Annotated in this window: 21 protein-coding genes; 4 read left to right on the top strand and 17 right to left on the bottom strand. The window is 65.1% G+C overall.

The window, feature by feature from the left end:
* The first annotated feature begins 18 nt into the window (after positions 1 to 18).
* Positions 19 to 843: a pyrroline-5-carboxylate reductase gene (proC, locus tag AAFU51_13540; GenBank protein ID MEO1572270.1), complete on the top strand. Its 825-nt coding sequence runs from the start codon at positions 19 to 21 to the stop codon at positions 841 to 843.
* 25 nt (positions 844 to 868) lie between these two features.
* Here proC and prfA read toward each other — a convergent pair whose 3' ends face one another.
* On the bottom strand, positions 869 to 1,948 hold the full coding sequence (gene prfA, locus AAFU51_13535; protein MEO1572269.1) for a peptide chain release factor 1: 1,080 nt from the start codon (positions 1,946 to 1,948) through the stop codon (positions 869 to 871).
* A 272-nt stretch (positions 1,949 to 2,220) separates the two neighbouring features.
* Between prfA and AAFU51_13530 the strand changes: the two genes are divergently transcribed.
* Both AAFU51_13530 and AAFU51_13525 read left to right on the top strand, forming a co-directional pair.
* Positions 2,221 to 2,550: a hypothetical protein gene (locus AAFU51_13530; GenBank protein ID MEO1572268.1), complete on the top strand. Its 330-nt coding sequence runs from the start codon at positions 2,221 to 2,223 to the stop codon at positions 2,548 to 2,550.
* A gap of 266 nt (positions 2,551 to 2,816) precedes the next feature.
* Positions 2,817 to 3,377: a YqgE/AlgH family protein gene (locus tag AAFU51_13525; protein ID MEO1572267.1), complete on the top strand. Its 561-nt coding sequence runs from the start codon at positions 2,817 to 2,819 to the stop codon at positions 3,375 to 3,377.
* 28 nt (positions 3,378 to 3,405) lie between these two features.
* On the opposite strand, the gene AAFU51_13520 is transcribed toward AAFU51_13525, so the two are convergent.
* From AAFU51_13520 to AAFU51_13505, 4 genes are all read right to left on the bottom strand, one after another.
* Complete coding sequence (locus tag AAFU51_13520) at positions 3,406 to 3,834, bottom strand: response regulator transcription factor (protein MEO1572266.1); 429 nt, start codon at positions 3,832 to 3,834, stop codon at positions 3,406 to 3,408.
* A 347-nt stretch (positions 3,835 to 4,181) separates the two neighbouring features.
* A complete protein-coding gene (locus AAFU51_13515; protein ID MEO1572265.1) occupies positions 4,182 to 4,814 on the bottom strand; it encodes a response regulator transcription factor in 633 nt (210 codons plus the stop codon).
* Between the two features lie 61 nt (positions 4,815 to 4,875).
* Positions 4,876 to 6,435, bottom strand: a complete 1,560-nt coding sequence (locus tag AAFU51_13510; GenBank protein ID MEO1572264.1) for a histidine kinase — start codon at positions 6,433 to 6,435, stop codon at positions 4,876 to 4,878.
* A gap of 376 nt (positions 6,436 to 6,811) precedes the next feature.
* Positions 6,812 to 8,017 (bottom strand): cysteine desulfurase family protein, encoded by a 1,206-nt coding sequence (locus AAFU51_13505; GenBank protein MEO1572263.1) that lies wholly within the window; start codon positions 8,015 to 8,017, stop codon positions 6,812 to 6,814.
* A 139-nt stretch (positions 8,018 to 8,156) separates the two neighbouring features.
* Here AAFU51_13505 and murA point away from each other — a divergent pair, with 139 nt between their 5' ends.
* Positions 8,157 to 9,479, top strand: a complete 1,323-nt coding sequence (murA, locus tag AAFU51_13500) for a UDP-N-acetylglucosamine 1-carboxyvinyltransferase (GenBank protein MEO1572262.1) — start codon at positions 8,157 to 8,159, stop codon at positions 9,477 to 9,479.
* Here murA and AAFU51_13495 read toward each other — a convergent pair.
* The 12 genes from AAFU51_13495 to AAFU51_13440 all read right to left on the bottom strand — a co-directional run bounded on the left by AAFU51_13495 (position 9,476) and on the right by AAFU51_13440 (position 23,657).
* Positions 9,476 to 10,582, bottom strand: coding sequence for a hypothetical protein (locus AAFU51_13495; protein ID MEO1572261.1), 1,107 nt, complete (start codon positions 10,580 to 10,582; stop codon positions 9,476 to 9,478). The genes murA and AAFU51_13495 overlap by 4 nt on opposite strands.
* Before the next feature lie 85 nt (positions 10,583 to 10,667).
* Positions 10,668 to 11,780 carry an SPFH domain-containing protein gene (locus tag AAFU51_13490; protein MEO1572260.1) on the bottom strand — a complete coding sequence of 371 codons (1,113 nt, stop codon included), beginning with the start codon at positions 11,778 to 11,780 and terminating at the stop codon, positions 10,668 to 10,670.
* 103 nt (positions 11,781 to 11,883) lie between these two features.
* The gene (locus AAFU51_13485; GenBank protein ID MEO1572259.1) at positions 11,884 to 12,594 is read right to left on the bottom strand and encodes a methyltransferase domain-containing protein; all 711 of its coding nucleotides are present in this window, start codon (positions 12,592 to 12,594) and stop codon (positions 11,884 to 11,886) included.
* Positions 12,591 to 13,160 (bottom strand): 3-isopropylmalate dehydratase, encoded by a 570-nt coding sequence (locus tag AAFU51_13480; GenBank protein MEO1572258.1) that lies wholly within the window; start codon positions 13,158 to 13,160, stop codon positions 12,591 to 12,593. Before AAFU51_13480 ends, AAFU51_13485 begins: the two co-directional genes overlap by 4 nt.
* Positions 13,161 to 13,253: 93 nt before the next feature.
* Positions 13,254 to 14,558, bottom strand: a complete 1,305-nt coding sequence (locus tag AAFU51_13475; GenBank protein ID MEO1572257.1) for an aconitase/3-isopropylmalate dehydratase large subunit family protein — start codon at positions 14,556 to 14,558, stop codon at positions 13,254 to 13,256.
* A gap of 115 nt (positions 14,559 to 14,673) precedes the next feature.
* Entirely contained in the window at positions 14,674 to 16,302 is a 1,629-nt protein-coding gene (locus AAFU51_13470) for a 2-isopropylmalate synthase (GenBank protein ID MEO1572256.1), read from the bottom strand.
* A gap of 260 nt (positions 16,303 to 16,562) precedes the next feature.
* Positions 16,563 to 17,702 carry a 3-isopropylmalate dehydrogenase gene (gene leuB, locus AAFU51_13465; protein MEO1572255.1) on the bottom strand — a complete coding sequence of 380 codons (1,140 nt, stop codon included), beginning with the start codon at positions 17,700 to 17,702 and terminating at the stop codon, positions 16,563 to 16,565.
* Positions 17,703 to 17,892: 190 nt separating this feature from the next.
* Positions 17,893 to 18,903 (bottom strand): ketol-acid reductoisomerase, encoded by a 1,011-nt coding sequence (ilvC, locus tag AAFU51_13460; protein ID MEO1572254.1) that lies wholly within the window; start codon positions 18,901 to 18,903, stop codon positions 17,893 to 17,895.
* A 126-nt stretch (positions 18,904 to 19,029) separates the two neighbouring features.
* A complete protein-coding gene (ilvN, locus tag AAFU51_13455; GenBank protein ID MEO1572253.1) occupies positions 19,030 to 19,632 on the bottom strand; it encodes an acetolactate synthase small subunit in 603 nt (200 codons plus the stop codon).
* An 81-nt stretch (positions 19,633 to 19,713) separates the two neighbouring features.
* The gene (ilvB, locus tag AAFU51_13450) at positions 19,714 to 21,432 is read right to left on the bottom strand and encodes a biosynthetic-type acetolactate synthase large subunit (protein ID MEO1572252.1); all 1,719 of its coding nucleotides are present in this window, start codon (positions 21,430 to 21,432) and stop codon (positions 19,714 to 19,716) included.
* Positions 21,433 to 21,664: 232 nt separating this feature from the next.
* On the bottom strand, positions 21,665 to 23,437 hold the full coding sequence (gene ilvD, locus AAFU51_13445; GenBank protein ID MEO1572251.1) for a dihydroxy-acid dehydratase: 1,773 nt from the start codon (positions 23,435 to 23,437) through the stop codon (positions 21,665 to 21,667).
* Positions 23,438 to 23,504: 67 nt separating this feature from the next.
* Positions 23,505 to 23,657 (bottom strand): hypothetical protein, encoded by a 153-nt coding sequence (locus tag AAFU51_13440; GenBank protein MEO1572250.1) that lies wholly within the window; start codon positions 23,655 to 23,657, stop codon positions 23,505 to 23,507.
* Positions 23,658 to 23,903 lie beyond the last annotated feature (246 nt).

Genomic DNA, 23,903 nt, shown 5'->3' with positions numbered 1-23,903 from the left:
ACCCACCCCCGCTCTCTCGTGCTTGCTGACCACACCTTTGCCGTGCTCGGAGCCGGCAACATCGGCCGTGCGCTCATCGGCGGCCTCCTCCGCGGCGGCGATGTGCGCCCTGAACAACTCCACGCCACGCGCCGCAACCCGTTCGCCCTCGACGCGCTCCTGGAGCAGTTTCCAGGCATCCATGCTGGCACGGACAACGCCGAGGCCGTCCGCGGCGCGACCGTCGTGATCCTCGCCGTGAAGCCGCAGAACCTCGACGCGGTCATGGACGCCGTCCGCGACGATGTGCCCGCCGACGCACTCGTGCTGTCGATCCTCGCCGGGTTGACTACCGACGCGCTCTGCGACGCACTCGGGCAGCCGCTCGCTGTCGTTCGAGCAATGCCGAACACGCCTGCCCTCGTCGATGAGGCCGCCACGGCCATCACGCCGGGAACCCACGCCACGGAAGTGCACATCGCGGTGGCGAGAGAGATTTTTGCCGCCGTCGGCCCTACGGTCGAGGTCCTGCCCGAGTACCTCATGGACGCCGTGACGGGTCTCTCCGGCAGCGGCCCGGCGTACATCTACATGGTTATCGAGGCGCTCACGGACGGCGGCGTGAAGATGGGGCTGCCGCGTCCGCAGGCACTCAGACTCGCTGCCCAGACGGTCTACGGCGCGGCGAAGCTCGTGCTGGAGACGGGCCTCCACCCGGCGATCCTTCGCGACCAGGTGACGACGCCCGGCGGCACCACCATCGCCGCCATCGCCGAATTGGAGCGCCACGGCCTTCGCCCGATGCTCATTGAGGCAGTTGGCACGGCCACAGCCCGCTCGCAGGCACTCCGGGAGCGCGACTGAGGTTTCGCACCGACCTGCCGACGCCCTAGCCCTCCGCTTGCTCGCGCATCCGCTCAGCTTGTTCCTCCAACCGCAGCGCCTCGACGATCGGGTCGAGGTTGCCGCCAAGAATGTTCTGGAGCGCGTGGTTCTTGTTGCCGCCTTCGAGGCGGTGGTCGGTCACGCGGCCCTGCGGCCAGTTATAGGTGCGGATTTTGGCGGAACGATCGCCAGAGCCGACCATCTCCTTGCGGGCGGCAGCGCGCTCAGCCTCGGCCTTCTCGCGCTCCATCTGGTAGAGCCGGCTACGTAGCACCCGGAGCGCCTTGTCCTTGTTTTTATGCTGGCTCTTTTCGTCCTGGATGCTCACGACAAGCCCCGTCGGGATGTGCGTGATGCGGACGGCGGAGTCGGTCGTGTTGACGCTTTGCCCGCCCGGTCCCGACGAACGGTAGACGTCGATGCGGAGGTCGTTGTTATGGATCTCGATGTCTACGTCCTCAGCCTCAGGCAATACGGCCACAGTGGCCGCTGAGGTGTGGATGCGGCCCTGGCTCTCTGTCGCGGGCACGCGCTGCACGCGATGCACCCCGCTCTCGAACTTGAGCAGTCCGAAAGCCTGGGTGCCTCGGACGGTGAAGATGAGCTCTTTGTAGCCCCCTTGCGTCCCCGCCGTGGCGTCCATGAGTTCGATGCGCCAGCCGTGGTTTTCGGCGTACTTCTCGTAGACCCGGTACAGATCCCCGGCAAACAGGGCGGCTTCGTCGCCGCCGGTCCCCGCGCGAATCTCAACGATAGCGTCCTTGGCGTCGGCAGGGTCTTTGGGAATTAGCAGCTGGCGGAGCGTCTCTTCGGCCTCGGGCAGCTTTGCTTCGACTTCCTCCAGTTCCATCGCAGCCATCTCGGCAAGCTCGCCGTCGCCCTGTGCCATTTCAGCGAGGTCGGTCTGTTCCTGCTGCAAACCTTCGTAGGTATCGATCGCCGCGACGATCTCACGCAGGTCGGACAGTTCGCGCCCGAGCTCGGCGAGTTGCTTGGGATCAGTGGCAACCTCGGGCTGGGCCATCAAGCGGTTTACCTCAGCAAAGCGCGCCTTCAGATCGGCGAGGGTATTAGGGTTAAGCATGCGGTGCAGAACGGGGCTGTAGTCAAAGCTGTCTAAGGTACGCTTTTCGGCACGGGGCCTCGGCTTTTCACGGGTGAGACGAGCGAGCGTCATAGTTGAGACCAGGGGCACATTCGAGGCACGCGCACCTGTTCAGGAGAGGGCTGGAGAATCGATTCCGTTCCGTTTCGGTGCGGTATACATGTGACCTCGCGGTCGGGTATGCCGCTCGCATAGGAGGTGCTGGTCGTCTGTCGTACTAGGCAGCGTCCCATCACCCATCGACTCGGTCTGTGCCGGACTCGCTTATCCCCACCGCCCTCATTGCCGTCTGGCTGCTGCTCTGCGGCACCGTTGCGGCCAGCCTAGACTTCGTCGCCACGCGGCCAGTTGTGGTAGCCGTCGAAGACTTCCGGCGGGCTGGGATGACCGACGAGCAGGTACTCAGCGAAGCTACGCAGGCGGCGTTCAGCGAAGAGGCGAACTGGTGGTGGGTGCGCTCTGGCCCTGTACGGCTCGTGTTCGAAGATGCGCGCCCCTACGACATAGACCCTGCGCTTGTGACGTCGATCCGACACAGCGCGCCTGACCTCGTCATCCACCTCCCTGCCTCTGCACACTAGCCGCCCGGGCGGCACCACCATATTCACTTGGCGGGCCTCGGCCAGCTCCTGATACCGCGCGGCTGCGGTGTCGGCCTGAGCGCTCGCCACCGGGAGGCGGTCTGGGTGTGCGGGACCGCCTCCCACCTTTTTGGGGGTGCATTCAGTTCAGATCGGCCCGTGCTTTCGCTCCACATATCACGCCCCTAGAGATTGATTCTGCTGGACCATGGACTTTCTATGCATATATGCGGATGTTAGGGCTCTAGCCGACACAGCCCAGGACTATGGCCACGACGATACCCCTGCTCAAACCAGGCACGATTCTCATAGCGGAACCAGCGCTCCGAGACTCCAACTTTCGACGCACCGTGATACTACTCTGCGAGCATTCCACGGACGGTAGCTTCGGCCTGATTCTGAACCGACCGACCGGCCACCACCTCTCTGACGTGCTGAACATGCCGCTCGGGTTCGATGCCGAGTTGTACCAGGGCGGCCCCGTCCAACTCGACACGCTCCACTTTCTGCATCCCTACGGCCGAGCCATCCACGGCGCGCTGCCCATCATTGATGGCATATGGTGGGGCGGCGACTTCGACGACGCTGTTGCGCAGATTCAGTCTGCTCGTTTGGACCCAAATGGGCTTCGGTTCTTTGCGGGCTATGCTGGGTGGGCGCCCGACCAACTCGACGAGGAGGTCACCCAGGACGGCTGGGTCGTTCGCCCCGGCCATCCGCGCTTCGTATACGACAGCGACACCCAGCTCTGGCGCGAACTTGTGGTGGCACTGGGCGGGGAGTACCGCCTCCTGGCCAATTTCCCGGACGATCCCTCGCTCAACTGAGCGCCTGCACGTCCCGCCACCCAGCCACTCACGCCGCTCGATTTCGGCGCGCAGCGAGATCGCCGAGCCGGTCGATGAGCGAGCGGATCTCGCTATGCTTGTCGTAGAACCCGTCTGCGCCAGCATCAAGGCACTTGCGACGGTAGAACTCGCTGCCGTGGTTGGATAGCATGAACACGGTGCTGTCTACGGCCTCGCTGCGGAGCTGTCGGAGCACCCAAATTCCGCTTCGGTCCGGCATGTTGATGTCGAGCACGATCACGTCGGGCCGCAGATCGTGTGCGAAGCGATAGGCCGTTGTCGCCGTCTCCGCTTGGGCGACTACCTCGACGGCAGACACCGCTTGAAGAGTCTCGACGAGAGCCCGACGCACCTCGCGGGAGTCGTCCGCAAGCAGAACCCGAAGGCGTTGACCCGTGCGATCTTCGTCTCGGCTGACTCGGTCTACGGAGGTCATACGTGTTGGCTCGCGTTCGGACATTCCTTCTTCCTCGTTGCTCCGGCACTACGTCCGTCTAGCAGAGACAAAGCCCGCGGATGAGCGGGGCCGTGTGGTTATGGGTATCAAATATGGTGTAACACAGGGGTGTTTGCCATCAGCGGGCCTACCAGTTTCTAGCCGATAGACCTTGGAGGAATCTGTCGGACGTACGCGAGAGCCGCGTGTAGTCGAAATGCTGACACCTTCCCGCGATTTCCCCCAGCAAGGGCTGCATGCTTCGGTCTCAGCACGACCGCTCCTTGGACTCCCAGAGCCATTGCTTCGGTGGATACGCTTATCCGGTCGCACTCCCTAGACGATCGCTAGTCGACCAAGCCGTTCTTAATGGCGTAACGCGTCAGCTCGGCATTGCTCTTCATGCCCATTTTCTGAAGCATGCGGGAGCGGTACGTGCTGATGGTCTTCACGCTCAGCGTCAACTCATCGGCAATCTCGCTCACCTGCTTGCCCGAAGCGATGCGGCATAGCACCTGATATTCACGGTCCGAGAGGCCTTCATGCAAGGCTTGCCCCGGTTCACTGTCGAGGTGCGTGAGCAGCGTTTCAGCGAGTGCGGGCGTGACGTATCGCCCCCCGGAGGCCACGCGGCGGATTGCGCGGACGAGGTCGCTGAGTGCGCTTTCCTTTGTGAGATAGCCTGAGGCGCCTGCGCGAAGGACTCGCACCGCATATTGGTCCTCAGGGTGCGCAGAGAGGACGAGGAGCGGCAGTTTGGGATATGCGCCCTTGAGGTGCTTGATGAGGTCGAGGCCGCTCACGCCAGGCATGCTTAAGTCGAGCACCACCACGTCGCACTCAGTCTCCCTCAGCAGTGCGATCAGCGTGTTTCCGTCTGCTGCTTCCCCGCTCACGCTCAGATCGATCGCCTCGTTGATGATGTCGACCAGGCCACGCCGAACAATAGCATGGTCGTCGGCGATATGAACACGGATCATGGGTAGAGGAGCCTGTTGGAAGAGCGCGAAACGGTGTTCATGATAACGCTGTGAGGTGCGATCAATTCGTTGGGTGAGAGACCGGATGATGCAACGAGAGGCCACGTACGGAGGCAACAGCACGGACAGGCACCTCGGCAACCAGCGTTGTCCCGTCCTCCGCGTTCCCTTCGACGGAGAACGTGCCGTTGAGAATCAGGGCGCGCTCGCGCATGCCCAAAACGCCCAACGAGCGCTTCTCGGGGTCCGCTGTGATGCCCACGCCGTTGTCACGGACGGTCAGGCGAAGCCGGCCGTTGTAGTGGAGCAATAAGATTTCGACCGCCGACGCTCGGGCGTGGCGTGCCACGTTGGTGAGCGCCTCCTGGAGAATGCGGAAGAGAGCCGTGCCCACCTCAGTGGGGATGGTCGCCTCATCAATGTCGGGGCTGGTCGTGAGGCGGGCCGGCACATCGGTCTGCGCGGTGAACTGCTCGGCCTGCCACTCCATGGCGCTCACGAGCCCGAAGTCGTCGAGCACGCCGGGGCGAAGTCTCGTGGCAATCTGGCGTACGTGCTGGATGGTGTCATCGATCAGTTCTTCCGTGTCCACCACCCGTCCCTCAATCTCGGGGTCATCGCTGGGGAGCCGCTGGGCAAGCCACCCGACCCGGAGCCGAAGCGCGGTGAGCGCTTGGCCCAGCACGTCGTGGACCTCGCGCGAAATGCGGCGACGCTCTTCCTCGCGCACGGACTGCAGGTGCCCCGCAAGTTCACGCAAAGCCAGACGCGACCGCTCGAGTTCCGTGCGCACCGCGACGCGCTCTGTCACGTCCGTAGCCACGCCGATTACACGGGTTACCTCCCCCTTGGCATTGCGTAGCGGCGTGTAGGTGGTCTCGAACGCGTGCCCGCCGAAATCGATCAGGACGCTTACTCGATCGCCTGCCAAGGCTGACCGGATGGCTCGAACGATCCGGGGGTTGGTGCTCGCGTATAGCTCCAGCGCCGACTGCCCCACTAGCTCACCAGGCGCGAGACCGATGCCTTCAAGCCCCCGCCCCTCTACCTGGACGAAATGGCCTCGCTCGTCCATGGCAAAGAACACGATCGGAGCGTTCTGGGCGACTTGACTCAGCAGCACTGAGCGCAGGTGCAACTCCGTCTCCGTTCGATCCCGCTGCGCCTGCGCCTCTACTAGGGCGGTTGTGTCACGGATGAGTAAGAGAAAGTCGTGCTCGGCGATGGCCACGCACACCGCCTCGCGATGGCGGAGCCGGCCTTCTACCTCGGTGCGGTACGGTACGCGCTGACGCTGCCCGGTCGCCAGGCTCGTTTGGCAGGCAGCGATCACGCGTTCCATCGTCTTGCTGCCCAGCGTGCGGTCGAGGTCCATCCGCCGTTCCATCTCTGGCGATACCGCCGTCACAAACTCATCGGGGATGTGGACATCGCGGATGTTGCCCTCGTCGTCGATCCGCGCGATGATATCGGGCACAGCTTGTACCAACGAGCGGAAACGGGCAGCAATCGGCGCCTGAGCCCCCGACCGGGCTACGACGAACCGATAGCTCGCAAGCAGCGATGCCGCGCTGAACGTATCAGCATCGAGGACGTCGGTGACCCCATGTGCGGCAAGCATGGGATAGTCCGTTGCCGACCGGACGAGCACCATAACGGCATGACGTAGACCCACTTTTGCAAGGACCGAGGGTGCAGGCAATGCAGGTTCTTCCACCACCACGACCCAGTCCGCCTCCGCGGTAAGTCGTTGGCTCACCTCCGACCAGGTAGCCACCGCGCTAACCGTCGTCACGTCACGAAGGGCCACTTCAACGCGATCTCGGCACGCAGCCGTTGGGCCGACATACAGAACTGCAGGAGACGATACCGCGCTCACCAACGAGACTGTCAGGTGGAAGGGGTGTGCAGGTGTGAAATATAGGTGGGGTCCTGATCAGGTATGACCTGAACTCACCCACTGGTTTCCCCCATAACGCCGAAGCCTCTATCCTACGTCAAGTGGTCCCGGACATCGCCCCGCACATCCGGGACACGGCCGCATGCACTCGCTCGAACGCTGTGTCGATGTCGGCCTCGGTCGTCGCGCGTCCAAGTGAGAACCGCACCGTGGCGTTGGCCGTGGCTGCCGGGACTTCGAGGGCGCGCAGCACGTGGCTCGGCTCGACAGCGCCGCTCGTGCACGCCGAGCCACTCGACACCAGGACCCCAGCGAGGTCGAGATTGAGCAAGAGCATCTCGCCATCCAGCGGGACGTCGTTCGAGGGACCAACCGAGACATTCAGTATGTGCGGGGCGACCTCCGCAACATGATTGGCATAGGGCTGCAACGGCGTGTTGAAGCGAACCACGTCGCCGAACGCCTCCGCGAGACGCCGAGCGAGACGCTGCTGAAGCCGCATGAGCCGCGTCCGCTCCTCGGCGCGCTGCGCAACCGCGAGGTCGAGTGCTGCGGCCAGCCCTACCACGGCGGCGACGTTCTCGGTGCCGCCACGGCGGCGCCGCTCCTGGGCTCCCCCGAGTACCATCGGTACGATCGGCGTGCCGCTGCGCACATAGAGCACACCCACGCCTTTGGGCCCGTACATCTTGTGCCCGGAAAGCGACAGCAGATCGACGCCCAGCGCATCCACACTGAGGTCGAACAGCGTCGCGGCCTGTACGGCATCCGTGTGCGTGTAGGCTCCTCGCTCCCGTGCCGCCTGCGCAATGTCCGCAACCGGCGACACGGTCCCGAGTTCGTTGTTGACGAGCATCACAGACACCAGCCCCGCGGGCGTCTCGGCCGACGACAACGCGTCGAGGGCATTCGCAACGTCCTCACACGTGACGGCCCCCGTACCGCTCGGCGCGAGCACGGTGACCGGATGCCCCGCCTCGTGCAGCGCCTCTGCCGGTTGCAAGATCGCCTCGTGTTCCGCAGCTGTGATCACGAGTCCTGGCCGCTCCGGCACCGCCGCGAGCACGCCACGCAGCGCCGCATTATTGGCCTCGGTGGCTCCACTCGTAAAGATCACCTCCGAGGGCTCGCAGCCGAGGTGCACCGCCACCTGTTCCCGGGCACGCTCGATGGCGACTCGGGCCCGCCGCCCCAGTTGGTGCACCGACGACGCGTTTCCGTAGTCCTCGCGGAGGTAGGGCAGCATCGCATCGAGCACGGTAGGATCGAGGGGCGTCGTGGCTGCGTGGTCGAGGTAGATCACTGGGCGATGTGGTGGTAGCTTGGCGGACCTGGGTCTCGCATGAAATGCCGTCGTATGTGACGGCCACCCGAACGCAGGCTCCCGCGCAGCGTTCGTTTCCCTTTCGCTTTTCGTCCGGCTCTCCACGCCCCACCCCCACATGGATAAGCTCGTCATCGAAGGTGGCCGCGCGATGCGCGGTGTCCTCCCCGTCAGCGGCTCGAAGAACACCGCGCTCCCGCTCATGGCGGCCGCGCTCCTCGCCGAGGGGAAGACCACCCTCCACAACATTCCCGTTTTGCAGGACGTGTGGACGTTCTCGAACGTGCTACGTGTGTCCGGGGCCGAAGTCGAGTTTGACCCAGACAACGACCCCTCGACACCGGAGACCCTCACGATTGACGCGACGCGGATCACGCACCCGGAGGCGCCCTATGATCTCGTGAAGAAGATGCGGGCGTCGTTCTACATGCTCGGCGCGCTGCTCGGCCGATGCGGCAAGGCGCGCGTCTCGCTGCCGGGTGGCTGTGCCTGGGGCCCCCGCCCCGTTGACCTCCACATGAAGGGCATGGAGGCGCTTGGCGCCACGCTCACGCTTGACAAAGGCTACGTCGTGGCGGAGGCACCCGGCGGACGGCTGCATGGGGCCGAGATCACCTTCGAGCCGTCGAGTGTGGGCGCGACGATCAACGTGATGCTCGCCGCTGTACGGGCGGAGGGCACGACCGTCCTGCACAACGCTGCCGCCGAGCCCGACGTGGTCGTCTTTGGCCAGATGCTCCAGGCGATGGGCGCGCAGATTGGCGGCCTCGGCACCACCACCGTCACCATCGAGGGGGTCGAGACGCTTGCGCCGGTCGAGTTCAGCAACTGTCCTGATCGGATCGAGCTCGGCACCTATATGCTCCTCGCTGGGATGACCGTCCCCGAGGGCGAGACGGTCACGCTCACCAACGCTGACCCCGAGCACCTCGGCGACGCCTTCCTCGACGCCTTACGCGCTACGGGTATCCCGTTCGACGTGAACGGGGACACGATCACGGTCACGGGCCCGTCGTCCATCCATCCCGTCTCCATCGAGACGGCTCCCTATCCGGGCTTCCCGACCGACCTGCAGGCGCAGTGGACGGTGCTGATGACGCAGGCCACGGGCAACAGCGAGATCGTCGACACGATCTACACGGACCGTTTCAAGCACGTCCCTGAGCTCCGTCGCCTCGGCGCCAACGCGTTCGTGATCGGCAACAAGGTGGCCGTCGAGGGCGGGACGCCGCTGAGCAGCGCGGTCGTGATGAGCACCGACCTACGCGCGAGTGTCTCGCTTGTCATGGCAGGCCTGATCGCGGAAGGCACCACGGACGTGCTCCGTGTCTACCACCTCGACCGGGGCTACGAGCGCCTCGAAGCCAAACTGCAAGCCGTCGGCCTCGCCGTCACCCGGGAGGAGTATGACGAGAACGCAGTCGAAGCCGAACTGGCCTAGCTGCCACTGTTTAGGAAGATGAACAGCGCGATCAGGAGCACGACGAGCAGGATCACAAGCCCAATCTTGACCTTGCTGTAGGGCCGGTCGCCGGTCACTTCGCCGGTGCGCGCGTTGACAAGGAAACGATAGGTCTTGCCGTCGAAGCGGTAGGCGCTGATCCAGAGCGGGAGCAGGACGTGCTTGAAGGTCACGTCGTGATAGCGCGTGTCCTTCTGCGTGATGCGCTGCTCGTCCCCGCCGATGTCGCGGCGGATGGCCGCATCGATGGTCGGCTGCATGCGATCAGCGGCGATGCCGAAGCCGTCGTCGAGCGCGACGGTGTAGTGCTCGGCGCGGAAGCCCGCGAGGTAGCGGTCGTCGTAGGCGTCGAGCGCGTCGAGGTCCCACGGTTCGAGCGTGTGGAGGAAGCCGCGCGGCAGCGTCTCACTCGCCGCGACGGTGAGGTCGTCGAAGGCATTGCGGACGCGACCGCCGGCGGGATACCACCGCGTCTTGCGCACCCGCCGGGTACGCTGCACGCGCTTGCCGTTGACGGTGGTCTTGTACGACTCGTTGACGTAGTACCACTCGCCACGCTGCCCGCTGTAGCGCGTGTGCGTCCGCGCATCGTAGGTCCAGTACGGGAGGTACATCCCGTCGGGCTTCACCTCGCCCCGCGCGTCTTCCTTGAGCGCCGACGGGGCAAACCAGCGACTCCCCACCCACTTCTTGAACGCCTCGTTGGCCTCGCGCTGCGTGACCTTGAAGGGCAGCACTGCCTGCGGCTTGATGAGCCGAGTCGACGCCCCGCGATACACGACGGGCGAACCGCAGAAGCTGCACGCCCCTGCTATCTCCGGATTCGGCAGCGAGGTTTCTGCGCCGCAGTCGGTGCATTTCACGGCGGGGCGGTCCTCCGCTTCGAGCGTCTCGCCCCGGTGTGCAAGCCAGCGCCGCGTGCGCTCGTAGTCGCGCTCGTCGTGGGGACCGACCGCACCCTCGACCGGAGCAGGCTTGATCTCGTTCAGGACGCCGCAATACGGGCACTGCAGCGCATCGGTGCCTGGCGCGAAGCGCAGTTCAGCGCCGCACGAGGTGCAGGGGAATTCGCGGTAGCTCATGTGTGAACGTATGGAGGTTTGAACGTATGAATGTGTGAGCGACGGTCGGTCAGGACCACGTTCACACATTCATACCTGCACACGTTCACACCCCCGGAGGAGGCGGTGGCGGGAAGAGGCCGCGCAACGCCTCGACCTGACCAGCGGGCGTCCATGCGCCGAGGCTTGGGGCCCACACGTGCGTCTCCGCGGTGAGCGCGCCACTCGCGGCCTGCTGCTGAAGCGCCGCCATGTCGAAGGGGCCGGTCGTCTGTCCGTTGACCGCGACGTGGAACGTAGGCGCGGCTGGCTGCGGCGGTGGCGGAGGTTGTGCCGCGCCCTGCTGCACCCCTCCCATCCGGCCCGTGCCCATTTGATTGGCCATCTGCTGCGCCATCGCGAAGCCCATTCCCATGCCGATGCCCTCGGACGCGCCACCACCGGGGTTCTCGGCGGCCTTCGTCATCGCCTGCGCAGCCTGGAACTGGGTGTAGGCGCCGAGATTGCCGATTACGCCCATGCTCGTCCGCTCGTCTAGCGTCTTCTCCACGGCGGGCGGGAGCGAGATGTTTTCGACGAGCAGCGTGACGAGTTCGAGGCCATAGCCCTGGAAGTCCGGCGCGATCTTGTCGTGCAGAAATTCGCCGAGCTCGGTGTAGTTGGCCGCGAGGTCGAGGACCGCCAGCTTGCTCTCGCCGAGCGCGTCTGTGAAGCGCGTGACGACGAGGTTGCGGAGTTGATCCGTGATCCCGTCCGTGCGAAAGCGCGCGTTGGTGCCGACGATCTCACGGAGAAACTCGACGGGGTCACCGACGCGCATCGCATAGGTGCCGAACGCGCGTAGTCGGGTCGGGCCGAACTCCGGGTCGCGCAGCATGATCGGGTTTTTCGTCCCCCACTTGAGGTCCGTGAACTGCCGCGTCGAGACGAAATAAACCTCGGCCTTGAACGGGCTCTCAAAGCCGTACTTCCACCCTTTCAGCGTCGAGAGGATGGGCATGTTCTGCGTTTCGAGCGTAACGGTGCCGGGCTCGTAGACGTCGGCGAGTTGACCTTCGTTGACGAGCACGGCGATCTGCCCCTCGCGCACAATGAGCTTCGCGCCGTTCTTGATCTCGTTGTCGTGCCGCTCGTAGCGATGGACGAGCGTGTCATGGGTGTCGTCGAGCCACTCGATAATGTCGATGAGTTGGCCCGTCATTTTTTTCCAGAGCGACATGGCGCGGGGAGGCTGGTGAGCGATAGTGCAAGGCAATCGTGCAGGACGCCCCTACACTAGCACCCAGCGCAATGCCGCGCAAGTCGGGGTCACCGCCGACCGGCTAGAGGCCCGCACCCAGCGCCGCAAACGGTCCGTTTTTGTGCAGGACCTCGACCCACGCGAAGCCCGCTGCGCGCAAGCGTTCGATCTGGTACCGCACCGACCGCGGCGAATCCTCCTGGGCGATGTATTCGAAGACGTGATCTCGGTAGTCGTCATCCCGCAGCGCCGAGAGATACGCCCCATAGCGCGTCCACATCAAGTCGTGCACGCCCGTATGGTCGTGTGCGACGAGGTCACTGATCCAGAACGAGCCGCCCGGTCTCAGCGCTTTTCGGATAGATCGAAAGACGGCGCTCCACTCGTCGTCCTCGCGGAGGTGGTGCAGCACAGCCGCAGCCAGCACGATGTCGTACTGCTCCGTTCCGAGATCAAGGTCGCGGATGTCGCCTTGAATCGCCCGCACGGTACCCGAGGTCGCATGGCCGACGCGCTCGCTGGCGCGGTCCAGCATCGGCCGGCTCAGGTCGATGAGGTCCACTTCGATGCCAGAGAGATGGCGCGCGAGCTTGATGCTGTAGTTGCCCGCGCCGCACCCGATGTCCAGCACTCGGCGGGCATTCGGGGTGACCCGGGCAGCCGACGCCGTCACCAGGTCGAGCACGAGTGCCGCGTCGATGGCCGCGCTCTGCCCGGTGTCGAGGTTGGCGAACCGCTCGACATCGCTGTCGAAACGCGTGCGGATCTCCTCGACGGTCGACTTTTCTCTCACGACCGTTGCGGCATCAGGCCTGCCCGTCGCGCGTACTCAAACACGTTGCCTGCTTCGAGGATCGCCGCCACATCGCCGAGCGGATCGAGGAGAAACGTCGCCCCCGTCGTGCGATTGCTGAGTTGCGCGGCCCTCGTGTCGAGCACGAGGTCGTCGCCCGTGCGAATGCGCTCGACGAGGCGCTCGCGTGTCTCGAACGGCACGAGGAAGCCGCCGTCTACGGCGTTGCGGTAGAAGATGCGCGCATAGCTCGACGCCACGACGGCCTCTACGCCCGCCTCCTGAAGCGCAAACGGCGCGTGCTCGCGGGACGACCCACACCCGAAGTTGTCGCCGCCGATCACGATCCGATAGTCGCTGGTATAGGCGTCGGGCTGCGTGAGCGGGCGGTCGCCGAACGGCAGCCCCTGCTGGCCGGGCGGCACGGCGCTGAGGGCATAGCGTCCGTAGAGCCGCCGCTCCTCCGGCAGCGTCATGCTGTAGACGAGGTGCTCGGCCGGGATGATCTGGTCCGTGTCGATGTGGTCGCCGAGGACGTAGGCTTTTCCTTCGATGAGGGGTTTCATGAATCGTGGTAGTCTGAAATCAGCTGCGATGTCGAGTTCAGTCGTATGTCACAGGTCGTTTCAGGTCGGACCTCCGACTTTTGACCTGCGGCCTTAGACCAACACCTCGCGCGGGTCCGTGATGACGCCGGTGAGCGCCGAGGCGGCCGTGGTAAGCGGCGAGGCGAGGTAGACGGCGGCCTGCTTCGAGCCCATGCGGCCAGGGTAGTTGCGGTTGGTCGTCGAGATCACGACCTCCGTGCCATGCGTCCGCCCGAACGTGTCGACGGGACCGCCGAGGCAGGCCGCGCAGCTTGACTTGCCGACCTGGCAGCCTGACGCCTGGAAGATGTCGAAGAGCGTCTGCCCGCCGACGGTGACCTCGTGCAGCTGCCGCCCGACCTCCGTCGTCGCCGGGACGATGAACGTGTCGATTACGACCTCCTGCCCTTGCAGCACGCGCGCGGCAGCGACGAAGTCTTCGAGCTTGCCGCCCGTGCACGAGCCGACGTAAGCGCGGTCGAGCTTCGTGCCTGCGACCTCGCTCACGGTCGCTTTGTTGTCCGGCGCGTGCGGCTTCGCCACGACCGGCTCCATCGTCGAGACATCGTAGACGTGCTCCGAGTAGTAGCGCGCGCCAGGATCGCCGTAGACGGGCGTGTAGTCCGCGCGGTTGGTCCCGGCGGTGCGCTCGTCGACGTAGGCGAACGTCTTCGCGTCGGGCGCGATGATGCCGTTCTTGCCACCCGCCTCAATAGCCATGTTGCAGAGCGTCATGCGCTCCTCCATCGAGAGATCGTAGACCGCCTCGCCGTCGAACTCCAGCGTGCGGTAGGTTGCGCCGTCAGTCCCGATGTCGCCGATGGCGGCGAGGATGAGGTCCTTCGCCATGAGGTAGGGCGGCAACTCGCCCTCGAAGACGAACCGCATCGTGGCCGGCACCTTCACCCAGATCTTGCCCGTGCCCATGATGAGCGCGGCGTCGGTGTTGCCCACGCCCGTCGAGAAGAGGCCAAACGCGCCTGACGTGCAGGTGTGCGAGTCCGTCCCAAAGAGCGTGAGGCCGGGCCGGTTGAAGCCCTCCTCGGCCAAGCCGATGTGACAGACGCCTTTGTAGCGGTCAGTGCCCACATCGTAGTAGTGCGGCAGATTGTGCGCTGCCGCAAAATCGCGCAGGATGTCGACGTTGCGGTTGGCGTGGTGGTTGGTGGTGAAGATGTAGTGGTCGGGCATGATGACCAGCTTGTCGCGGTCCCACACCTGCGCGTCCGCGCCGAACTCGCGCTGGAAAATGCCAATGGTGGGCGGTCCGCAGACATCGTGCGTCATCAGCACGTCCACGTCGATCCACATCGTCTCGCCGGGCGCTACCCGGTCCCGCCCCGCGTGCTGCGCGAGGATTTTTTCTGTGATGGTCATAAGTCAATGCAAGGTCACAGGTCGTATGTCCAAGGCCGCAGGTCGAGAAGCAAGGCCCAGGCCACTTTTTTGACGTGGGACTCACGACTTCGAATCTGCGACGCGCCTCAGGCGCTCAGGCGAACGACTGCATGATGCCGTCCGTCACGAACGCCGCGCTGTCGGTTTCGTCGGCGTGTGCCGCGAGGCGGTTGAGTGCGTCGAGGTAGGCAGCGGCCGAGGCGCGAAGCACGTCCGTCGAGCGGGCGGAGCCACGGAAGGCCAGCCCGTTGTCGTTCTGGATGACGACGTTGACCTCGCCCAGCGCGTCGGCTCCTTCGGAGACGGAGCGGATGGTGTAGCTGGCGAGTTCGTGCGTCCCGCCGACGGCGGTGCGGATGGCGCGGTAGAGCGCATCGACCGGGCCGTCGCCGGAAGCGGTCTGCTCGGCGGCGGTATCTGACTTGCGGCTGTAGAGCGTGATCGTCGCGCGTGGCTCCTCGTCGCTGCCGGTCGTGACGTGCATCGCGTCGAGGCGGTAGGTCGCCGTGGCGACAGGTCGTTGCTGGTCGTTGACGAGCGCGAGCAGATCCTCGTCGTAGATCTCCTTCTTCTGGTCGGCGAGCGCGACGAATCGCTCGTAGATGCCGTCCTTCTCGGCTTCCGTGAGCACGACACCGAGCCCGTCGAGGCGGCTGAAGAGGCCGTGGCGGCCCGAGTGACGACCGAGACGAATCTGCGCCGGAGCCTGCCCGACGTCCTCGGCACGCATGATCTCATAGGTGTCGCGCCGTTTGAGCACGCCGTGCTGGTGGATGCCCGCCTCGTGGCTGAAAGCGTTCTTACCCACGATGGCCTTGTTCGGCGGCACCGCGAAGCCCACGGTCACGGCCACGAGCTTGCTCGCTTCGGTGAGGTGCGGCGTGGCGATGTTGGTATGGACACCCATCTGCTCGCCACGCGTGCGAATTGCCATCGCGATCTCTTCGAGCGCCGCGTTGCCCGCACGCTCGCCGATGCCGTTGATGGTGCACTCGATCTGCCGCGCGCCCGCCGCGACGGCCGCGAGCGAGTTGGCGCAGGCCAGCCCGAGATCGTCGTGGCAGTGTGCGGAGAGGATGACGTGCGGGAAGTCTTTCAGGCAACCCTTGGCTGCGGCGAAATGCGCCGCATACTCGTGCGGTAGGCAGTAGCCCGTCGTATCGGGAATGTTGATCGTGGTGGCGCCTGCCTCCGCAGCAGCAACGACGATCTCGCAGAGGTAGCCCGAGTCGGTCCGCCCAGCATCCTCAGCGCTGAACTCGACGTCGTCGGTGTAGGTCTTGGCGAGGCGCACGGCGTCCTGCGCCATCCGCATCACCGTCTGCCGCTTCTCGGCGAGCGTAGTGCCAAAGCGCGGGTGCCCGAACTTGGCGTCGAGGTGGATGTCGCTCGTAGCGATGAAGGTGTGGATCCGAGTGCGCGGCCCGTCGCGGAGCGCGTCGCCGCACGCGTGAATGTCGGCCTCGGTGGCGCGCCCCAGCGCCGCGATGACGGGCACATGCCCTGTCGGATTCTCGGGGCCGTCGGCCAACGTCGCCACGACGCGGCGCACGGCCTCACGCTGGCCTGGCGACGAGATCGGGAAGCCTGCTTCAATAACGTCTACGCGCAGCCGCGCGAGGTGCCGGGCGATCTCGACTTTCTCGGCGAGCGTCATCGACGCGCCCGGTGCCTGCTCGCCGTCGCGCAGCGTGGTGTCGAAGATGATGATGGGGTCGGACATGGGATCGGTAGAAACGCGGGAGATGGTATGCGTCAGTCGGTGGCGGAGGCGCGCCCGGTACGGTCAGTGCAGCGGGCGCGTGGTAAGTCGTCGTTTTTCGCCATCTGCTCGAATTGTCATCCCGAGCGAGCTCCGCGAGTCGAGGGATCTCTGTCGTACCTCATTGCTTCGACCTCTGGCTGAAAGCTGGCCCGCAGATCCTTCGACTTCACAGCCATGGGCTGCTCCGCTCAGGATGACACGATGTGAGGTATGCGTTCTCATTCCACCACCAGCGAAGCCCGCGACGGAGCACGGAGGGCGTACTGCGCCACGCACTGCGACATCGCCTCGGTAGAGACAGCCGTCTGGGCATGGGCGGCGAGATCGGCGGTGCGGTAGCCTGCATTGAGGGCACCCGCGACACCGGCGCGGACAGCAGCGGCGGCCTCAGTACGATCGAGCGCATCGAAGAGCATCGCGCCGCTGAGGATGGCTGCAAGCGGGTTGGCGACGCCCTGCCCGGCGAGGTCGGGCGCGCTGCCGTGAACCGGCTCGAACAATCCCACGCACCGTTGTTCGTTGGGGGCACCCAGGCTGGCCGAGGGCAGCAGGCCCAGCGAGCCGGGGAGCGTCGCGGCAAGGTCCGAGAGAATGTCGCCGAAGAGGTTACTCGTCAGCACGACGTCGAAGCCGCGTGGGTTGCGGACGAGCTGCATCGCCGCGTTATCGACGTAGAGGTGGTCGAGGTGTACGTCGGGGTAGTGGGTCGAGCCGATCTCGGAGACGATGGCCCGCCAGCGCCGCGAGACGTCGAGCACGTTGGCCTTGTCTACGGAGGTGATTCGCCGACCGCGCCGTCGCGCCCAGTCGAACCCGACGCGGGCGATGCGCCCGATCTCGGCGTCGGTGTAGCGCATCGTATTAAACGACACCGTCTCGCCGTGCTCTGCGACGATGCCGCGCGGTTCGCCGAAGTAGATCCCGCCCGTGAGTTCGCGCACGATGAGCAAGTCGGTCCCCGCAACGATCTCCCGACGCAGCGGCGATGCCTCGGCCAGCGTCTTCGGTACGCTCACGGGCCGCAGGTTGGCGAACGTGCCGAGCGCACGCCGCAGGGCGAGCAATCCTCGCTCGGGCCGCGTCTCCGGCTGCTGATTGTCCCAGGCAGGACCGCCGACGGCGCCCATGAACACCGCATCTGCCGCGAGACAAGCCTCGCGCGTCGCGTCCGGCAACGGCACAGCGGTCGCATCGATGGCGCAGCCACCCACCGCATACTCCTCCACGTCGAGGAAGAAGCCGTGCGCCTCAGCCACTGCGTCAAGGACGCCGAGCGCCGGATCGGTCACCTCACGCCCGATGCCGTCGCCCGGCAGCCAGGCGATGCGGTAGGTCGTGCGTCGTGGGTCGTGGGTCATGTGAGGTTAGAAGTGCGAAGTCAGAAGTATGAAGTGGGTTGTCTGCCGGGTCTTGTCATCCTGAGCGAGTGCCAGCGCGTCGAAGGAGCTAGGCGACAGCGTTTGCGCTTCGTTTTGGGATCCAATGCAATGAGACACCGATCCTTCGCCTACAGCCTTCGGCCTCCGCTAAGGATGATCTCTTCGGTGATTACTCAGCAATAGTCTCCTCGACCTTCTCTCGCTTCAGCCACGACATCATCCCGCGCAGCTTCTTGCCAACGGCCTCGATAGGGTGACCTTTCGACGCCGCGCGCAGGCTGTGTAGTTCGGGGCTACCCGCTTCGCAATCGGCGATGAAGGCGCGAGCGAATTCGCCGGACTGGACCTCGGAGAGGATTTCCTTCATCTCGGCCTTGACGGCATCGGTGATGACACGCGGACCACGGGTGTAGCCGCCGTACTCGGCCGTGTCGCTGACGGAGAAGTTCATGCGTTCCAGGCCGCCTTCATAGAAGAGGTCGACGATGAGCTTGAGTTCGTGAAGACACTCGTAGTAGGCGAGCTCAGGCGGATAGCCCGCTTCCGTAAGCGTCTCGAAGCCCGCCTTGATGAGGGCTTCCGCCCCGCCGCAGAGCACGGCCTGTTCGCCGAAGAGGTCGGTCTCCGTCTCGTCCTTGAAGTTGGTCTCGATGACCCCAGCGTGCGTCCCGCCGATGGCGTCGGCGTAGCTGAGCGCGAGGTCCATCGTATTGCCGCTCGCGTCCTGCGCGACGGCGACAAGGCACGGCACACCGCCCCCCTGCTCGAACGTCCGCCGCACTAGATGCCCCGGCGACTTCGGCGCGACCATAAACACGTCCACATCGGACGGCGGCTGGATCTGTCCGTAGTGAATGCTGAAGCCATGCCCCACAGCCAGCGCTTTGCCCGCCGAGACGTTCGGCGCGATGGCGGCTTCGTAGACACGTTTGTGGTGCTGGTCCGGGACAAGCAGCATGATGACATTGCCCCAGGCCGCGGCCTCGGCGGGCTCCATCACCCGCAGCCCAGCCGCCTCGGCGTGCGGCCACGAGCCCGACCCCGCACGCAGGCCCACGACGACCTCGACGCCGCTCTCTTGCAGGTTGAGCGCATGGGCGTGGCCTTGGCTTCCGTAGCCGATCACGGCGACACGGCGATCTCGGATGAGCGACTCGTTGGCAGTGTAATGGACGTTCATAAGTGGCTTGAAGCTTGGGAAGTCAGAGGGTGTTGCGTGTTCCGTGTTGCGTGTTTTGATTAAGGCACTCGGGGTATTGCGTTCTGAAAATGCAATACGCACCACGAAACAGATGCGGGCTGGATGCTAGGCGGTAGCAAGCCTGTCACGCCGCATCGCAACGCGGCCGGAGCGGGCAACTTCGCGGAGGTCGTGCGGCGCGAGCATGGCGATGAAAGCGTTGACCTTGGCCGTCGGGCCTGTCGCCTCGAAGGTGAAGGTGTCGGGCGTCACGTCGACCACCTTCGCGCGAAAGATGTCGGCGATGTCCTTCACCTCCGCGCGCGTGGCGGGCGAATAGCCGACTTTGGCCAAGCACAGTTCGCGCTCGACGATGCCCTGCGGGTCGAGGTCGGCCACGTCGAGCGTATCGATCAGCCGGTCGAGGAGGCGCAGGATCTGCTTGATCTGACGCCGCGTCCCGTTCGTGACGATGGTGAGGCGCGAGACGGATGCGTCTTCGGTCGGCCCGACGGTGACGCTCTCTAGGTTGAAGTTGCGCGCCGAGAACAGGTTGACGACGCGGTTGAGCGCGCCGACGTGGTTCTCCAGCAGCACCGCGATCACGTGCCGCCGCGCCGCCTCAGGCACGTCGGCCAGCACGGTCTCGCCGTTGGCCTTCTTGCGGAGGATCTGCTGCGAGGTCAGCTCGATCGTGACCACGTCGTCGGGAGTAGTGGGGAGAGGCATGAGTTTGGGGTCGGAGGTCCTAGGTCGCACGTCGCACGTCTCTCCTGGTCGGCACCCGACCTGCGACCTGCGACCGGTTGCCTATTCAGCAAAGCGCTCGGTGATCATGTCGTTGGTGGCGGCCCCGGAGGGGACCATCGGGAAAACCATCTCCTCTTGCGGGACGACGAACTCCAGCAGCACGGGCGCGTCGTGGATCTGCCAGGCCTCCTCGATGATGGCGTCGGCCTCGGAAGGCGTAGACGCGCGGAGGCCACGCACGCCGAAGGCCTCGGCCAGCTTGACGAAGTTGGGATTGGTGTCGGCGAGGTCGGTGTGGCTGAAGCGCTCGGCGAAGAACAGCTCCTGCCACTGGCGCACCATCCCGAGGAAGCTGTTGTTGATGACGGCGAGCTTGATGGGCAGCTTCCACTTCGCCGCGACGCGCAGTTCCTGGGCGTTCATCGTGAAGCCGCCGTCGCCATTGATGCTCACGACCGTCGCACCTGTGCCGCGCAGGCCCATCGCTGCGCCGATAGCCGCCGGGAAGCCGAAGCCCATCGTGCCGAGGCCGCCCGAGGTGATGTGCGAGCGCGGACGTACGAAGCCGAAGTGCTGCGCCGACCACATCTGGTGCTGGCCAACGTCGGTCGTGAGGACAGCGTTCGGCCCTGCCTTCTTGCCGAGTTGGTGGATGACATACTGCGGGTGCAGCTGCCCGTCGCCCTCGTCCCCGTTCTGGATGTCGGTGATGCCAGGGACGACTCTGGGGCACTCCTTGTGCCAGCCTTCGATCTGCGCGCGCCACGCGGCCGTGTCCTTCTCCTTCAGCAGCGGCTTGAGTTGCTGGAGGACCGCTTTCACGTCGCCGAGGATGGCGCAGTCGGCGAAGACGTTTTTCGAGACACACGAGGGGTCGATCTCGACATGGATGACTTCCGCGTGCGGGGCCCACGCTTCGAGCTTGCCGGTCACGCGGTCGTCAAAGCGTGCGCCGATAGCGATGAGGAGGTCGCAGTGCTGCACGGCCATGTTGGCGTGGTAGGTGCCGTGCATGCCGAGCATCCCAAGCGAAAGCGGGTCGTCCTCCGGAAAGCTGCCGAGGCCGTGGAGCGTGGTCGTGACCGGGATCTTCGTCGTCCGGGCGATTTCGGTGAGCAGCCCGGCTGCCCCTGCGTTGACGGTCCCGCCGCCGACGTAGAACAGCGGCTGCTGCGACTTCGAGATCATCCGTGCAGCCCGCTCGACTTTGGCCTGGGGTCCGGCGCCGGGCACACTGTAACCGCGCATCGACACCGCGCGCGGGTAGACGTACGGCGCTTCCTCAATCAGGATATCCTTCGGCAGGTCGACCACCACCGGGCCCGGACGGCCGGTGCCTGCGATCTCGTAGGCGGCCTTGATCGTCGGCGCGAGGTCAGCCGCGCAGCGGACCTGGAAACTGTGCTTGGTGATCGAGCGCGTCACCCCCATGATGTCGGTCTCCTGGAACGCATCGCCCCCAATAAGTGGAATCGGCACCTGGCCCGTGAAGACGACCATCGGCACCGAATCCATGAAGGCATCGGCGATGCCCGTGACACAGTTCGTCGCGCCCGGCCCGCTCGTCACGAGGACCGTCCCGACCTTGCCCGTCGCCTTGGCGTAGCCCTCGGCGGCATGCGTGCCTGCCTGCTCGTGGCGCACGAGCACGTGATTGAATGACGGCTCGATCTGCGCCATCGCGTCGTAGATCTTGATGACGGCCCCACCCGGGTGCCCGAAGACGACCTCCACGCCCTCGGCTTCGAGGCTGTGGACAAAGATCTCGGCACCGGTCATCACGGGGACGGCTGGCTGGCGCTCATCCATGCCATCGCCGCTAGATACCGTGACAGGTGTGTTGGATTGGACGAGGCTCATCGGACTAGGTGGTGAGCGTGACAGAAGGTTGCCGTCCAGCTCCCCCTACTTCGCTCCCCCTGAAGGGTCGCGAGGCTGTCCCCTTCACGCGTGAGGAGGACAGTTCGAGGAGCGGGGCTCGCCGGAACAGAGGCAACGAGGACGGGGGAAGTCATGATGCTATCGGTGTTTCACTAACCTGACCATCGCCATGTGGTGCGGAGACAGACTTTGGCAAGCGAAGCACTGCGCCTTGGGAGGCACTGGTGACGAAGTGGGTATAGCGCCCCAGCCAGCCACGCTGGATCTTCGGCTGGAACGGTGGCTGCTCGTCAAGGCGACGCGCGATCTCGTCATCGTCCACGAGCAGCGTCACACTGCTTTCCGGGATCGAGATGCGGATGCGGTCGCCCGCGCGCACGGCACCGATGGGGCCGCCAGAGGCGGCTTCGGGCGAAGCGTGGCCGATGCTGAGCCCGCGCGTACCGCCGGAGAAACGCCCGTCGGTGACCATGGCAACCGACGTGTCGAGGCCCATCCCGGCGAGCGCGCTGGTCGGCTGGAGCATTTCGGGCATGCCAGGACCTCCGCGCGGCCCCTCGGTGCGGATCACCACGACCTCGCCCGGCTGCACCTCGCGGCGCAGGATGCCCTCAACGGCGGCGTCCTGACTCTCGTAGATCCGCGCGGGTCCCTCGAACTCCAGCATGTGCTCAGCGACTGCGCCTGTCTTCACCACGCAACCCTCGGGCGCAAGGTTGCCAAAGAGGATGCTTAGGCCGCCCGTCGTGCGGAAGGGGTCTTCGACCGAGCGAATCACGTCCGGCCGCTTGTTCTCGGCGGCGTCGAGCGTGGCTTGCAGCGGCTCGCCGGTGACCGTGAGGCGGTCCGTGTGGAGCAGGTCGGCGGCAGCGAGTTCGTTCAGGATCGCGGGGATGCCACCGGCCTCCTCCACGTCCTCCATATGCACGTCCGGCGTGGCGGGCGCGACCCTGCAGAGGTAAGGCGTCCGCTGCGAAATCGCGTTGATGCGGTGGAGATCGTACGGGATCTCGGCTTCGTTGGCCGCAGCGAGGAGGTGCAGGATCGTGTTCGTGGAGCCGCCCATCGCCATGTCGAGCGCGAAGGCGTCGTCGAAAGCCTCGGTGGTGACGATGTCACGCGCCTTGAGGTCGTGGTCGACGAGGTGTAGGATCCGCTCGGCGGCTTGCTCGGCGAGTTGCTTCCGGCGTGGGTCGACGGCCAGGATCGAGCCGTTGTAGGGGAGCGCGAGGCCGAGCACCTCCATGATGCAGTTCATGGAGTTGGCGGTGAACATCCCCGAGCACGACCCGCACGTGGGACAGGCGTTGGCTTCGAGCGCGTGCAGCCCCGCGTCGTCGATCTCGCCAGTCTGGTACTTCCCGACGCCCTCGAACACCGAGATGAGATCGATCTTCTCGCCGCTTTCCAGCCGCCCCGCTTTCATCGGGCCACCCGAGACGAAGATGGTAGGTATGTTGAGCCGCAGCGCGCCCATCAGCATGCCAGGCACAATCTTGTCGCAGTTCGGCAGGCAGATGATGCCGTCGAGCCAGTGCGCGGCTGCGACGGTTTCCAGCGAGTCGGCGATTAGTTCGCGTGACGGCAGCGAGTAGCGCATCCCGATATGCCCCATCGCGATGCCGTCGTCCACGCCGATGGTGTTGAACTCGAACGGCACACCCCCGGCCGCACGCACGGCGTCTTTGACGACCTTCCCGAACGCTTGGAGGTGGACGTGGCCCGGGATGAGGTCGATGTACGAGTTGCAGATGCCGATGAACGGTTTCTGGAAGTCGTCGTCACTCAGAATGGCGCCGGTCGCGCGGAGCAGGCTGCGGTGCGGCGCGCGCTCGAAGCCGCGCTTGACCGTGTCGCTGCGCCGCTTTCGGGTCTCAGATCCGTTTTCGCTGGTGGTGGACATCCTCGTTTAGGAGCAGGCGGTGGGGTCTGGCCGACCCTCGCGTGCGTGTTGAGGATCGACCGGAGCGTTACGGAAGAAGAAGGACCACGAGAAGGAGGAGGACGGCAACCACAAGCACGTCCTGAATCGCCACGACGACACCCTGCTCGCTTGCGCGCACGTACTCAGCGGTACCCATGACAGGCGCGGCAGCGGCGAGCAAAGAAGCGGTGGGGGTCATGCGAAATCACGTTGAAGGCGTTTAACAAATGAAAGGGATGGCGAGGGCTTCGCACAACAGCGAAGATTCGCCCCTATCCTGCACTGCACACCCGGCAACATGTCACTCTTTGGTCAGAATGCTATTACGCCTCACTTTTTTAGTCTAGATCCTGATTCGATCATAGCCTAAAGCTTTTCGCTTCGTGTCTCCTCAGGTTTCGGTTCTTTTCGGAATCGCTTTCATTAACACGTCCTTCACGAAGTT

The sequence above is a fragment of the Bacteroidota bacterium genome, from assembly GCA_039821555.1.
Classification (GTDB): domain Bacteria; phylum Bacteroidota; class Rhodothermia; order Rhodothermales; family Rubricoccaceae; genus JBCBEX01.
Note: the sequence above shows the minus strand (reverse complement) of the source record. Positions and strands in the feature narration are given on the sequence as shown.

Excerpts from the sequence above, each read along its gene's own strand:
- AAFU51_13525 (MEO1572267.1), top strand. The coding sequence starts at position 2,817 with ATGGCCACGACGATACCCCTGCTCAAACCAGGCACGATTCTCATAGCG.
- AAFU51_13510 (MEO1572264.1), bottom strand. The coding sequence starts at position 6,435 with ATGCTTGCCGCACATGGGGTCACCGACGTCCTCGATGCTGATACGTTC.
- ilvD (MEO1572251.1), bottom strand. The coding sequence starts at position 23,437 with ATGTCCACCACCAGCGAAAACGGATCTGAGACCCGAAAGCGGCGCAGC.
- AAFU51_13475 (MEO1572257.1), bottom strand. The coding sequence starts at position 14,558 with ATGACCATCACAGAAAAAATCCTCGCGCAGCACGCGGGGCGGGACCGG.
- murA (MEO1572262.1), top strand. The coding sequence starts at position 8,157 with ATGGATAAGCTCGTCATCGAAGGTGGCCGCGCGATGCGCGGTGTCCTC.
- leuB (MEO1572255.1), bottom strand. The coding sequence starts at position 17,702 with ATGACCCACGACCCACGACGCACGACCTACCGCATCGCCTGGCTGCCG.
- prfA (MEO1572269.1), bottom strand. The coding sequence starts at position 1,948 with ATGCTTAACCCTAATACCCTCGCCGATCTGAAGGCGCGCTTTGCTGAG.
- AAFU51_13440 (MEO1572250.1), bottom strand. The coding sequence starts at position 23,657 with ATGACCCCCACCGCTTCTTTGCTCGCCGCTGCCGCGCCTGTCATGGGT.
- AAFU51_13470 (MEO1572256.1), bottom strand. The coding sequence starts at position 16,302 with ATGTCCGACCCCATCATCATCTTCGACACCACGCTGCGCGACGGCGAG.
- AAFU51_13480 (MEO1572258.1), bottom strand. The coding sequence starts at position 13,160 with ATGAAACCCCTCATCGAAGGAAAAGCCTACGTCCTCGGCGACCACATC.
- AAFU51_13490 (MEO1572260.1), bottom strand. The coding sequence starts at position 11,780 with ATGTCGCTCTGGAAAAAAATGACGGGCCAACTCATCGACATTATCGAG.
- AAFU51_13515 (MEO1572265.1), bottom strand. The coding sequence starts at position 4,814 with ATGATCCGTGTTCATATCGCCGACGACCATGCTATTGTTCGGCGTGGC.
- AAFU51_13495 (MEO1572261.1), bottom strand. The coding sequence starts at position 10,582 with ATGAGCTACCGCGAATTCCCCTGCACCTCGTGCGGCGCTGAACTGCGC.
- ilvN (MEO1572253.1), bottom strand. The coding sequence starts at position 19,632 with ATGCCTCTCCCCACTACTCCCGACGACGTGGTCACGATCGAGCTGACC.
- AAFU51_13520 (MEO1572266.1), bottom strand. The coding sequence starts at position 3,834 with ATGACCTCCGTAGACCGAGTCAGCCGAGACGAAGATCGCACGGGTCAA.
- ilvB (MEO1572252.1), bottom strand. The coding sequence starts at position 21,432 with ATGACCGGTGCCGAGATCTTTGTCCACAGCCTCGAAGCCGAGGGCGTG.
- ilvC (MEO1572254.1), bottom strand. The coding sequence starts at position 18,903 with ATGAACGTCCATTACACTGCCAACGAGTCGCTCATCCGAGATCGCCGT.